Origin of the sequence: Alkalicoccus chagannorensis DSM 18086 (genome assembly GCF_000429725.1) — a bacterium.
Taxonomy (GTDB): domain Bacteria; phylum Bacillota; class Bacilli; order Bacillales; family Salisediminibacteriaceae; genus Alkalicoccus; species Alkalicoccus chagannorensis.
This window is the reverse complement of record NZ_AUCK01000012.1, coordinates 100,345-113,401: the sequence shown is the minus strand read 5'-3', so window position 1 is coordinate 113,401 and position 13,057 is coordinate 100,345. Positions and strand designations below refer to the sequence as shown.

Genomic DNA, 13,057 nt, shown 5'->3' with positions numbered 1-13,057 from the left:
CTGTGCGATCATGTCCGCATCGATTCGACGTCGGAAATACGTGAGGGAAGAGACATCAAATGGACAGGTCTCCTGATATTCCGCCAGACCAAGAAAGTACTGCAGGTAGGGGTTTTCTGCGATCTGCTGGACCGTTTCCTGATCGCTTGTTCCCAGCAGTTCTTTGATGACAAGTGCCCCAAGCGCCATCCGGACCGAATAGGCATGCGCTCCCTGCGTGACATCTTTCAGCTTCTGTTTGTACATGCTTTCCGCTCGGTCTCATGGGATCAGTTGGGCCAGATGAACCCATCGGTTATCCGGGTTCAGGGAACCTTCGAAAGGAAGAAAGAAGTCACCAGACAGTAACAGCTGATTTTCCGAGTGATTGTACATGGATCATCGCCTTCAGATGCAAGGATTTTTGAACGCGGACGGTTTTTTCCTTGCATCTCTTTTCGATTAAAACGTCCAAAACCCTTGTGGCATAAGAAATTAACCGTTATTCAGTAGCCCCTAATTAGAATCGCTTCGGTGAAAGTCAGAGGGTTCTGCTATTTTTCTGGATAGAAGAAACTCTAACTAAAAGCTTATATTGATGTCATTCCTAAAACTAAATAACGCCTGGCTTTGGCCAATCGATACATCGATCGGTTATTTCTTTCTCGAGGAGTAAAATATATAAAGACAAGAAAGTATGTAAAACCTCCTTTAAACCAATGTTATGCCAATAGCCATTCACATTTAGTATAGAGAAGGTTGATGGGAAACTGTAAAAGGTGCAGAACCTCAACAAAACGTCTTAAAATAGGCTGAGTATTCAATGAATTGATGGCATCTAAAAAACATCTTAAATCCCTTGCATTAATTGTTGAAATTCCAAGATTTATATTCACTTAGGTCTTTACATGACTTCACGAACGTACTTAAATAGTCTCAACAAGTGTTTCTTGTTATCCAATCTCCATAAAAAGCCGTGATCTCTTACTTTATCGTTCTTTTTATGGATAGCAAAATCAACACCTATTTGGTTTTCTTTAATTAGATTTATAAATTCTTTAAATTGGACCTCTCTACAGTGGACTACTGTATCATAATGGAATCTCTCAATTCCATCAGGATCTTTTTTTGAATGAGCGGTAATAAATACTGTTTCCCCATGCTTTTGTTCTAAAGTGTTTTTTAGATCACTCATATCATAATTCACCACTCTCTCACCGTTGTTACATAAGAAAATCTTCTGTTGAATCTCATCAATCTCCAATTTCCAACCATAACTGTTCTCAGTTACTTTGATGGTGCAATATAGACCCTTTCTATTTCGATTTGGGTCGTTATGTCCATATATTTCCACAAGCTCTCTTCTATTTGAAAGCCTTCCCCAGTTCGGAACTAGTGCAAACAATGTTTGTTTTCCTTTAGAGATTTTTCTTCTTTCTTTTACTTGTTTGGACCGACCACATTTAATTTCAATCCCCTTATAGTCTGGATTTTTATTGCTATTAGACTGAATACCCAATTCTTCTTCAAATGTAAAACCAATAGCAGTATCTCCTTGTTTCGATGACTTAATATACCCTTTCGAATTAACTTTCTGGATCATGAACATTAATTCTTCAAAGACTTGTTTACCAGAAGGAACATCAATAACTTCCTCAAAAGGAAGTAGAGCTGAACCCACTACTTGGCTATTAAGGAAATTCAAACTGAACTTTTCAATAACACGATAATAGTCTTTGTCCTCGGGAGAAAATACATGACACTCATACTCGAATACTTCTTTGTATTTTCCAAATACAAGAATAGTGCCTTCCATCTTGTTATTTAGAAGTTCTGGAGATAAACTTGTCATCCTCCTCTCTGGGTATCGATGGTAGTGCTTCCATTTACTATTCTTTTTTTTCCATCCAGTTGATTCATTCCAATAAGTAACTATTGATTCTTCATAGTTTTCTTTTTTATCGGGTCTGAAATCAACAAAATCAGGAAATAAGTGATATGCATATACAGGAATTAAAACCCCATGCCTACCACTGTCATCATTCTTCGTTAGCACTTTACAAAAAACATCCTCAATTAAATTTTCATTTGAAAATTTCATTTTATCACTCCTGGAATTTAATCTGTGTCTAACAGATCTTTTGGAAGTATTCTTAAACCACTTGCGAGTGCTTGTATTGTTGATATTTTAGAGTTAGCTTTTCCATGTTCGATTCGGACGATTGTTGTTCTGTCAATTTCTGTAATTCCTGCAAGGTCCTCTTGAGACATTCCTAACTCTAAGCGCCTGTTATAAACATTCAAGCCAAAATCTTTAGATAGCGAATTCACCATTTTGTTCCTCCTTATTCTTTTCTAAATAGTAACAACAAAAAAACCATTATAAAGTAGCGTACATACAACATTTTAATGGTGTAATTCAACTATGTATTTCATTCGTAGAAGATTAATGATTCTGGGAGTATCGAACATCAAAAATCTCCTTAACTGTCTAATATATTAGTAGTCAAGGAGATTTTTATTGTGATCTTTTCACATGTATAGACACATTGTAACCCTCAAGTAGTAGAGGCTCTTACGGAGTTTTGGGAAGACTATTTTTCATCATTATCTGGAAATTGAAACAAAAAGGAGTTTTTCATGGTGGACATCCTACTGTAACCGTCAAGTAGAAGAGGCTCTTACATGGTTTTGGGGAGACTGTTTTTTATCATTATCGGGAAATAGAAAAGAAAAGGGGTTTTTTATGATGGACACCCTACCTCCTTTCTACCAACCAATCGAAGGCATGGACGTTGTTTCTTGGCAGGAAAGCCCAGAAGAAATCGAAGTGGTTGCTGTTTCATCAAAGAAAACGGGGAGGTGTCCTCACTGCGATTCGATCAGCTGCAAAAAACACAGCCGCTACGTCCGCTCGTTACGAGACCTTCCGGTCTCTGGAAAACGAGTCACCCTTGTTCTTCAAACGAATAAATGGTTCTGCTTCCAACCAACATGCCATGTCAAAGTGTTTACGGAACGACTTTCCGGCATTTCTTCATCTAAACGATATACGGATCGTCTGCATTTGGTGCTGCAAGAACTCGCTTTTTCGATGAGTGCCAAAGCGGCTGAGCGATGTAGCAAAGCTATAGGTGCCCCACTTAGTCATGATGCTTTCCTATATTTGATACGTGCGATGCCGGAAAGTCCACCGAAAGAGACTCCCTTTCGTCGCCATAGATGACTTTGCCCTGCGAAAAAGATTTCACTACGGGACGATCGTCGTTGATTTACTGACGCATAGACCGATCGATCTGTTTCCGGGGCGGACAGAAGAGCAGGTCAAGCATTGGTTGATGCAGCATCCATCGATTCACACGATCAGCCGAGACGGATCGAGAGCCTATGAAACGGCCATTGCATCCATACCACCCTTCATCATTCAAGTGACCGACCGCTGGCATATTTTAAAAGGGTTGATGGAAGCAACGAAAGAAGAAGTGTATGACCGCTTCCCTGCGAAATTGAAGCATCCACCGGTCGTACACCACCCCTCTGTTCCTTCCTCGAAGAGGAAAAGCGATCAGCAACGAGAAGAAAACGAAAAGAAAACGAAAAGAAGCATTGGCAGACGATCCAGCAGGTTCAGCGACGTCATCAACAAGGGGAGTCAATCTCTGCTTTAGCTCGTGCCTTTCATCTATCTCGCGGAACGATCTATCGTTATGTACAAGTGCAACAACCTCCAAGTCATCAACGGTCCTCTCCTTATGATGGGTATCGTTCGTTCTCTTATTCATACCCTCCTTCTGCAAGGCAAGAAAGGAGATGACATTGAAACCGGTTGTAGACAAGCCGGTTATCAAGGGTCCCGTTCTACCTTGAATACGATGATTGCTCAGGAAAGAAAACAATGCCTCCAGCCCTCTTCTGTTATTAAACCGAAAGAGGTGCTCAGCGCGCTCTGGAAGATGTCTCATCCGAACCGGCCCAGCGGAGAAATAGAAAAAGAGTGGGAGGCCTCATGGCCTCCGATTCAAAAGCTTCTAACCTTACTAGTGACTTTTCGTCAAATGTTTGTGAAAAAAGACGACACCTTGTTTGATTCTTTTCTTCAGATAGAAACCTGGGCTGGATTCCCTCGAATCCAGCGCTTTCTGCGAAGACTCAACCATGATGCTGTTGCGATTCGTCATGCCGTTCTTCTTCCGTGGAGCAACGGTGTAGCGGAGGGCCATGTGCATCGATTAAAAGTACAAAAGGCCATCATGTATGGAAGAGGTTCCTTCGACTTATTACGGAAACGTGTATTCCATCGATCTATTATGTCATAAGATGTCGTCATATAATTATCGTAAAAGAAGAATGACAGACATTATTACTAGAAGAGGTATCTGTTCCCCAAAACCACGTAAGAGCCTCTACTACTTAATGGTTACAACTGTCGGATCGCTGAATCTATCGCGGTTTTTTTCGTGTGAAAGTTAGGGCACGCTGCATGACTGAATGGATATCACTGCTTGGAGACTTAGATAAATTTTTATTTCGACTAGTTAGACCTAAGCGAAGCAATAGAGAGGAAAGCCTCGAAATCCTTATTATTATTATTAATATGCAGATTTTTGACACTTACTTTTAATAATATTAAGTTATATTGGCTTTTGAATACTTGAAAAGTAAGGTTATATAATTGTATGGTTGGTTAAATATACTATTATTATCTATAAATAAAGATGATAAGAGGAGTTGTTGTAAATTTATGAATCATTTTGAGGTCCACAAGCGGAATATTAATGAAGTTTTCAACTATACTTATAATGTACCATTTTACCAAAGAGGATATTCTTGGAAAAAAGAAGAGGTTAGTCAGTTTTGGGATGACATAATTATGGCATTTAATGAAAATCATCAAGAATACTTTTTAGGCTCAGTGGTTTTAAAAAATGGGATTAATACATTTGAAATTATAGATGGTCAACAAAGAATATCAACCTTAACAATTTTTTTATGTGCGGCTCGAGATTGTTTCTTTAATTACGGTTATGAAGATAATGCGATGAATATCCATACAACCTATATCTCCGAGAGAGACTTGCGTTTGCAAGAGACTTTCCGGCTAACACTATCAGAAGTTAACAAAGAGGTGTTCCAAAAATATATTCAGCACCCCTTAGACTCAACTGAAAGAAAAACAATTGAAGATTTTAATGAGAAACCCGCTTCATCCAAGCATATGTCTAATATTAATCTGATTACGGCTTATCAAATTTTCAAAGAAGAAATAGAAGATTTTTTGAAACAAAGAGAGGACAAGAAAAAAAATCTATTAGATTTAGTTGAAATAGTACTAAATCGTTTTTTAATAGTAAATATAACCGTGACAAATGATGTCGACGCTTATATTATTTTTGAAACATTAAATGATAGAGGAATGGAACTTTCAACTTCAGATCTTCTCAAAAACCATATTTTCTCTAAAGCTTCAAGTTTTCAATTGGAAGAAGTAAGAAAGAAATGGAGTAACTTGAATGACGAATTAACACAAATGAATTTGACAGTATTTTTAAGACATTATTGGTTAGCTAATCATCAAAGAGTTACCGAAAAAAAACTCTATGAAAAACTAAAGCAACACTTAAATAAAAGCGATGTAAATGTAAATGAGTTTATGGACGATCTATTATTTATGGCTGATATTTATGTGAATATTATTGAACCAAAGAAAAATTATTGGGGAGACTATGAAGTAGTTGACAGCATATCAAATATGGTCAAATTGGGTTATAGAGCTTCTTATAGTATAATCTTAATAGGAAAAAAAGAGTTAAATCAAGAGAACTTTTTAAGACTTGTTAAGACATGTGAGAATTTCTTGTTTAGGTATTTAACAATTGGAAGCAATAATCCTAGTGATATTGAAAAGTTTTTTGATCTTATTGCAAGCAAAATACGAAACAAAGGAAATGCTGCTATAGAAGAATTAGTTTCTATGTTTGTTAACCAAGCTGCTAGTGATGAAAAATTCAAAGCTGATTTTGAGAATACATCTATAAAAAAGGGGAATCTTCAAAGATATATTTTAGAAAAAATTAATAATAGTATGGGTACCAAAGAAAATGTTATTAATAACGCTCAACAAGTTCATGTAGAGCACATCATGCCGAAAAAACCTAATAATATAGAGTGGGAAAATATTATTAATGCAAGCGATGAAGATTTTGAACAATATATAAACAAAATTGGCAACCTAACTTTACTTCAGAAAAAGCTAAATCAGAACGCTTCCAATAAAAACTTTCAAGAAAAGAAAAACAACTACTATATATATTCAGAAATAAAAATAACTAAAGATTTATGTGATTATACTCATTGGGATTTTAATCAAATAAACGCGAGACAAAAATATTTAGCAGAAAAGGCTGTTAAAGTTTGGAAATTCTAAATACTCGTTTTGCGAGTTTTAAATAATGGTTTATAGAAGATATAGATTCTTGCAACTTCATATTTATCTTCAAATCAAGAAACTCTCTGTTTAATGTACAAACGAAAGTTATTAAGTGCTGTATTCAATCTCTAAAGATAGTAAAAGCGGTTTGTCCGCTTGTACTAGAGAATGAAATCACCGATGAAAAAAATCGAGCAACTAATGAAGAAAACATAGTAGTGTTAAGTTAATCTTAAAGGATATTACTTTTGAAAATTTCATGCCCTGCTGCCGATGTGCGGGGTTGAAACGTGCTTCTATAAGATGGCTTTTCCCTGCAGGGCTGAGCCATCTTCTTTGTTGTTAATTAGGTTTGTTTCACTATTTCTTCTCGTATTTCCTCTCAAAATATGTCTCCAGTCGATACCGGCTGATCTGCTCGGTCCAGTCGTACAGGATATCGGCGGAGGTGTCGTCTGGCTGGATATCGATGGTCAGCGTCGTGCCATCGAAGGTGGTCGGGCCGCCGAGTTTCGGGAAGGGCATGGTTTTCAGAGTGCGTTCGACAGCTGGCAGGTCCTCGGTGGTCCAGTCTTTGTTCGATTTATCCTGCAGGTCCTGTTTCCGGTAGGGCGTGGCCGTAAGGTAATCGAGGAAGAAGGGTGCTGCTTCTTCCGGTGTGATCGGATCGAGCCAGTGGCTGCTGCCTCGCTGGAGGAGGCTCTGGATGACGACCATTTTGTAGCTTTTGCTCATGCTCGTCTGCTCCACCATGCGGATCCAGTCTTCGCCTTCCTCTAGGGCCGCGCGTTCCGCTTCGTTAAGTTCGCCGGCCCAGAGGAGGAAGTGCGGGTAGGACGGGAACGAGGGACGGATCGTGAAGCTGCCCTGGAAGCGGAGGCGGTACAGCTCCAGGTATGTCGGACGACGGCCAAGTTCTTCTTTCAAGTCCCGGTATAAGTGGAGCATCCGCTCCTTTTTTGGCTGCAGGCGGCGCTTCATTTCCTGGATCATGTCGATGACCTGCGTATCGAGCTGCACGCTGCAGGCGTCCGGCACGGTCGGGATAACCTGCTTCGGGCTGCTGCTGCCGCCTGTTGGGTCCAGCGCCTGCAGCTTCGTGTCGGCGTTTTTGTAGTTCCCGATCAAGTCGATGACGTGGCAGTGCTCTTTCTTGTCTGCGAGCCGGAGCCCGCGGCCGATCTGCTGGGTGAATACCGTCAGCGATTCGGTCGGTCGCGTGAAGAGGAGCGTATCGACTTTCGGAATGTCCGTTCCTTCATTGAACAGATCCACGGTGAAGACGATATCGAGCCGGCCGTCCTGCAGGAACTGGACGGCGTCGTGGCGGTCCATGCTGTCCGCCCCGGAGTGGAGCGCTTCAGCACGAATGCCCTGGTTCCGGAAATGGTCGGCTAAAAAGACGGCCTGCCGGATCGAGGAGCAAAAGGCGAGCGTGCGCGTCTGTCGGTGTCGCTCCCAGGCAGCATAAACCTGCTCGGCAACAGAAGTTTTCAGCTGGACGGCGGCGAGTTCGTCCTCATCGTAGCGGCTGCCGAGCCACGTCACCTGCGAATAGTCCGTGTCGTCGTAGATACCGTAGTAGCGGAACGGCGTTAAGGCGCCGATGCGGATCGCTTCGGTGAAATCCATCTCGAACGCGACGTTCCCGTCACAGAGGGCGAAGACGTCGCTGCCGTCGAGCCGGTACGGCGTTGCGGTGAGGCCGATGAGAAAGGACGGCTCGAAATAGTCGAGCATACGCTGGTAGGATGCAGCTGCGGCGTGATGGAACTCGTCGACGATAATCAGATCGAAGGCGTCCGGATCGAACTGGTGCAGCAGCTTTTCGTTGGCGAGCGTGAACACCGAGGCGAACACGCTGTCCGCGTCCATTTCCTTCTGCCGACCGTTCACGATGCCAGTCCGCTTCTCCGGCATCACCTCGTTAAACGACGCAGCGGCTTGATGGAGAATTTCTTCGCGGTGAGCGACGAACAGGATGCGCGAATACTGACGGGCGAAGAAGGCGGCGAGGTACGTTTTGCCGAGACCGGTGGCCATGACGACGAGGGCCCGGAGGTAGCCTTCCTCCACAGTCGTCTCGAGCGCCTCCAGGGCATCGAGCTGCGGCCCGCGCGGTGATAGGGTCGTTGTATAAGCCGAGGCTGGCTCTACCGACGGCAGCGGCTGACTCGTCGCCTCGCTCCCGTACATCAGCTGCTGTTCTTTTTCTTCTGTATGTTCCTTGGCCCACGGCGGAAGCGTGGCGCGGTGCTGTTCGTAGAGCGCTTCGTAGCGTTTGAATGTCTCCTGGTTGAGCGGAATCGTCTGCTCATCATAGAACAGGCGGAGGAAGCTCTCCGAGGCTTCTTCCACGGCCGCTTCCGCTTCCGGACCGGAGACGCCGAGGTTCCATTCGATCCCGCCGGACAGGGCGGAGCGGGACAGATTTGAGGAGCCGACGTACAGCGTCCGTTCTCCGTCGTCGTCAAAGAAGTACATCTTCGGATGAAACGACGTTCCGCGGCTTTCCCAGAGACGCAGTTCGGCATGGTCCTCCAACTCCAGCAGCAGTGCGAGCGCGTCCGGCTGTGTGACATAAAGGTAGTCCCCGGTGCAGATTTTGATGTCTGCGCCTTTTTTGGCGGCTTCTTCGAGTGCGGGCAGGAGCATCTTCACACCGGAAGTCATCGCGAAGGAGACCATGATGTAGATGGTATCGGCTTTCTCTGTTTCATGCCGGAGCGTATCGATGAACCGGTCCTGAATGAGTGCAATGCGTGTCATGGTCGTCCTCCTAATACTTCTGCTTCTCCGGGATGACGCCGCGCACGCCACCGGCCGGATCGTCCATGTCGCCGGAGCGACGGGGAATCAAATGCATGTGGACGTGAAAGATCGTCTGACCGGCGGCCCTGCCGCAGTTGATGCCGACGTTGAACCCGTCCGGGCGGAATTGGAACAGCAGGCGCATCCGCATTGCTTCCAGCAGCCGCTGCATGCTTTCTTGTTCCATAGGGGTTAAATCGAAATAATCCGCCGTGTGCCGCTTCGGAATGATCAGAACGTGGCCTTCTGTGACCGGGTACTTGTCGAAAATCGCCACCGCGTGATCATTCTCCATCTCATATGTATCCAGTTCACAGAATGCGCACATGGACTTCCGCTCCCTTCCTTTTCTCTCTATATTGTCCAATGCCAGCGCCAAAAGTGCAAGCACTGCTTTCCCAGTCCACCTATCCCGATCGGAAAAGAAAAGGAGAAAGAAAAGTACTAGAAAGAAAAGCGGGAAAGCGGTTCATCGGTGAAGCGAATGTGTGCTATGCTTACACGTATATAAGTCGAAGGGAGCACGCCCAAAGGTGCTTCGATGAGGGAGGGGTCTCAAGATGAAGTGGTACGACAAGTTATCGAATCGGATACTCGGGATGGCGGTGGCGATGATTGTTCTGGCCGTCGCCGTGCTCGGTGTCGTGAGCTACCTGATGGCGGATCGGACGCTCACCGAAGCGGGGGAGCGCGACCTGCAGGCCCGGGTGCAGAGCGCCGGCGAGATGATGGAAGCGCTCGATGAACGCGTCGAAGCCGGCGACATGGAGCTCGACGAGGCACAGGAAGAAGCGCGCGTACGGCTGTCCGGCGAGGTGACCGGCGAGTCGGACGGCGGCAATCCGATCCGCGATTATGAAGCCAGCCCGTTCACCTATGGCGCGGAAGGCTACTTTTACGCCTTCGAAGACGACGGCATGACGGTGCTGCACCCGGTCGGGATCGAAGGCGACGAAGTCTACGATCTGCAGGACGAAGACGGGGAGTACATGATCCAGGGCCTCATTGCTGCGGCGAATCAGGACGATCCCGATGACCGCTACTACACGTACATGTGGACGAACGAAGGCGAGACCAACGCACGCGAGAAATATGCCTACATGGAACACTTCGAGCCGTGGGGCTGGAATTATGGGCTCGCGGCCTATACGGAAGAGTTCAACGCTGCGGCCTCCTATATCGGGGGCATGGCGGTACTGATCGGCGGACTGTCCGCGGGGGCAGCAGGGACGACGTTCTTCTTCCTGATGCGCCGGGTGAACCGGCAGATCGCCCACGTGACGACCGCGTCGGAAGAAATCGCCGCCGGGGATCTGCGCGGCGAGGCGCTGCCGGAGACGGGGCGGACGGAGCTCGCGGTCCAGGCAGCGGCGGTGAACCGGATGAAGGCGCGGCTCACGTCGATGATCCACCGCATCCACGATACATCGAACCACGTCGCAGCCTCCTCGGAGGAGCTGACGGCGAGTGCACAGGAGAACACGTCGTCGAGTGAACAGACGGCGCACGAGATCCAGGGCGTGGCGGAGAAAGCGGAAGCGATGCGCCAGCAGAGCGACAAGAGCCTCGAAGCGGTCGAAGCGCAGGAACAGGGGCTTGAGCAGATGCGGGGAACGTCGGCGGAGCTGCGGCAGACGTCCGAGTCGTCGCTGGACGTGAGCCGCCAGGGCGCAGAGGAAGTCGAAGCGACGTCCGGCCGCATCGCTTCGATCGAAGCCTCGGTGGAAGAGACGATGGCCGTCATGAAGCGGCTCGAAGGACGCTCGCGAGAAATCAACGAGATCGTGCAGACGATGACCGACATCAGCGAGCAGACGAACCTGCTTGCCTTGAACGCCTCGATTGAAGCGGCGCGTGCCGGCGAGGCGGGCAAAGGCTTCGCCGTCGTCGCCGACGAGGTGCGCAAGCTCGCCGAACAGTCCGGTACGTCCGCCGAGAAAATCACCGGCATGATCCACGACGTGCAGCATGACACCGACACCTCGGTCGATGCGATGACGAAGGTCCAGGAGGAAGTGCAGGCCGGCGTCTCGTCGATGCAGTCGGTGCGCGGACAGTTCGAAGAGATGAAGACGCTGAACGAAGACGTCGACGGCCGCATCGTGGAACTCGATGGCATCGTCGGCCGTATGAACGAACAGGCCGCGTCCCTCAAAGAGACGATGGAGACGTTCGGCAGCTGGACAGACGACATGACCGACAGCACGAGCACGGTCGCCGCGACGTCCGAGCAGTCGCTCGCGGCGATGAACGAGATCGCGGACACGTCCGAACAGCTGAGTGCGACTGCCGTCGAACTGCAGGAACAGATACAGGAGTTCCGTCTGCGTGACGCCTAAAGGAAATCGACAGCAGATTCCGGTATAATGAGAACCGGAAGGAGAGATGCCGCATGCGGTGGCTGCTGCTGCTTGGTTTGCTTATAGGATGCCAGTCCGACGAGGTGGATGAGATCGACGGGGTGAGCCTCGGCACGGCGGGGGAGGGGCGTCCGCTGGTGGTGTTCGTGGAGGATGATCTGCACGGGGAAACGGTCGATGCGCGCCAGGATAGTGCGGGGGACTGGTCGGACTATGAGGTGGAGGCGTATCAGGTAGTTATCGATGAGGAGACGCGTGTGGTGACGGCGTCCGGGGAGGAGCTGGCGTTTGCGGACAGCGGCCTGGAGCGTTACATGGAGCAGGAGGTGCTGGTGCGCACGTCGGAGCCGTTCGAGCGGGAGGTGCGGTCGGACCGGGATGGCTACATCATGCGGGATCAGTCGCTGCTGCCGGCGGTGCGTGCAGAAGAGCTGGTGGTGGAGGAGCTTGGGATGGAGCATTTTCATGCGTTCGTCACGGCGAACCTGCTGCCGTCCGGGGAGTCGCCGCTGCTCGGTTTGATTACGGCAGAGGCGGGGAGCGGCCTGGATCGTAACTATGGCGTGAACCGGTCGCATTTCCACCGGGAGATTGCGGCTGCTGCGTCGGATGATACGGCGCGCGCGTCGCTGCTGCTGGAGGATAGTGTGGCGTTTTTCCAGGTGGAAGAGGAGCTCGATCCGCTGCCGCAGTTCCTGCTGTATGATGCGGATGGCTTTATCGAAGCCTACGGCAACTGGGAGGACCTGCTGGAGGCGGTCGCGGCGCGCTGATGTTTGCTTTCAGGGATTCGCGGGGAATGGAAAGGATAGATAAACCATTCCTGAAGGAGGAATTCCAATGAATACGAAGATTATCGGAGTCTACGGACAGAAAGCAGACGCCGTGGAGAAGGTGCATCACCTCGACAAGCAGCATCAGGAACCGGCGAAGATCACGATCATCGTGGATAAGGATCATTATCCGGAAGTGGATACGCGGACGTTCAAGTACGGCGTGAACGTAGAGCGCTTCAGCACGAAGCCGACGGAAGGCGACGGCCTGTTTTCATCGCTGAAGACGAAGCTCAATCTGGACGACAAGGATGAGCAGAAGGACCACCGCATGGCGATCATGAATCAGCTCGGTGTCTCGAAGGAGAAAGCGGAGGAGCTGATTGATGATGTGGCCGACCAGAAGTTCGTCGTGCTCGTACACGACGATGCGCCGCATCCGGAGAAGAAGCTCGACCAGGACGGCCGTCCGGTGGAGGACAAGCCGGTCGAAGAGATGACGCCGCAGGAAGAGATGCAGATCGTCCAGCAGGAGCAGCAGTACATCCGCGATCCGGAAGAAAACGAACGGGCGAAAGCGTACCGCGATGACAAAATTGTACGAAAAGACAACCAGTAAGAGGAGAGGAGCATGCCGATCGGGCGTGCTTCTTTTTAGCTGCTGAGCATGTGTGCTTTTTTATACGAGGTGACGGCGTGGCTGTCAT

13 protein-coding genes are annotated in these 13,057 nt (G+C 47.9%); 8 read left to right on the top strand and 5 right to left on the bottom strand.

Annotation, left to right across the window (positions count from 1 at the left end):
- The 3 genes from G477_RS19105 to G477_RS0108400 form a co-directional block, all read right to left on the bottom strand.
- Positions 1-246 (bottom strand): transposase (locus G477_RS19105; protein ID WP_170203860.1); only part of this gene is annotated, 246 nt, incomplete at its 3' end.
- Positions 247-883: 637 nt separating this feature from the next.
- A complete protein-coding gene (locus tag G477_RS0108405; RefSeq protein ID WP_026697579.1) occupies positions 884-2,080 on the bottom strand; it encodes an MvaI/BcnI family restriction endonuclease in 1,197 nt (398 codons plus the stop codon).
- Positions 2,081-2,097: 17 nt separating this feature from the next.
- Positions 2,098-2,313 (bottom strand): helix-turn-helix domain-containing protein, encoded by a 216-nt coding sequence (locus tag G477_RS0108400; RefSeq protein WP_026697578.1) that lies wholly within the window; start codon positions 2,311-2,313, stop codon positions 2,098-2,100.
- 412 nt (positions 2,314-2,725) lie between these two features.
- On the opposite strand from G477_RS0108400, the gene G477_RS20915 reads away from it, so the two are divergent.
- The 5 genes from G477_RS20915 (at position 2,726) to G477_RS0108385 (ending at position 6,403) form a co-directional block, all read left to right on the top strand.
- A complete protein-coding gene (locus tag G477_RS20915) occupies positions 2,726-3,205 on the top strand; it encodes a transposase family protein (protein WP_084406182.1) in 480 nt (159 codons plus the stop codon).
- Complete coding sequence (locus G477_RS0108395) at positions 3,153-3,647, top strand: transposase (RefSeq protein ID WP_084406181.1); 495 nt, start codon at positions 3,153-3,155, stop codon at positions 3,645-3,647. The genes G477_RS20915 and G477_RS0108395 overlap by 53 nt, the downstream gene beginning before the upstream one ends.
- On the top strand, positions 3,596-3,793 hold the full coding sequence (locus G477_RS21705; RefSeq protein WP_415783262.1) for a helix-turn-helix domain-containing protein: 198 nt from the start codon (positions 3,596-3,598) through the stop codon (positions 3,791-3,793). Before G477_RS0108395 ends, G477_RS21705 begins: the two co-directional genes overlap by 52 nt.
- On the top strand, positions 3,732-4,295 hold the full coding sequence (locus tag G477_RS21195; protein ID WP_170203858.1) for a transposase: 564 nt from the start codon (positions 3,732-3,734) through the stop codon (positions 4,293-4,295). The genes G477_RS21705 and G477_RS21195 overlap by 62 nt, the downstream gene beginning before the upstream one ends.
- Before the next feature lie 425 nt (positions 4,296-4,720).
- The gene (locus G477_RS0108385; protein WP_026697575.1) at positions 4,721-6,403 is read left to right on the top strand and encodes a DUF262 domain-containing protein; all 1,683 of its coding nucleotides are present in this window, start codon (positions 4,721-4,723) and stop codon (positions 6,401-6,403) included.
- Positions 6,404-6,766: 363 nt separating this feature from the next.
- On the opposite strand, the gene G477_RS0108380 is transcribed toward G477_RS0108385, so the two are convergent.
- On the bottom strand, positions 6,767-9,175 hold the full coding sequence (locus tag G477_RS0108380; protein WP_026697574.1) for a DEAD/DEAH box helicase family protein: 2,409 nt from the start codon (positions 9,173-9,175) through the stop codon (positions 6,767-6,769).
- 10 nt (positions 9,176-9,185) lie between these two features.
- A complete protein-coding gene (locus tag G477_RS0108375) occupies positions 9,186-9,545 on the bottom strand; it encodes an HIT family protein (protein WP_035211578.1) in 360 nt (119 codons plus the stop codon).
- Between the two features lie 232 nt (positions 9,546-9,777).
- Between G477_RS0108375 and G477_RS0108370 the strand changes: the two genes are divergently transcribed.
- The 3 genes from G477_RS0108370 (at position 9,778) to G477_RS0108360 (ending at position 12,969) form a co-directional block, all read left to right on the top strand.
- Entirely contained in the window at positions 9,778-11,556 is a 1,779-nt protein-coding gene (locus G477_RS0108370) for a methyl-accepting chemotaxis protein (protein WP_026697572.1), read from the top strand.
- Between the two features lie 104 nt (positions 11,557-11,660).
- On the top strand, positions 11,661-12,350 hold the full coding sequence (locus tag G477_RS0108365; RefSeq protein ID WP_156897319.1) for a hypothetical protein: 690 nt from the start codon (positions 11,661-11,663) through the stop codon (positions 12,348-12,350).
- A gap of 67 nt (positions 12,351-12,417) precedes the next feature.
- Positions 12,418-12,969 (top strand): general stress protein, encoded by a 552-nt coding sequence (locus G477_RS0108360; protein ID WP_026697570.1) that lies wholly within the window; start codon positions 12,418-12,420, stop codon positions 12,967-12,969.
- Positions 12,970-13,057 lie beyond the last annotated feature (88 nt).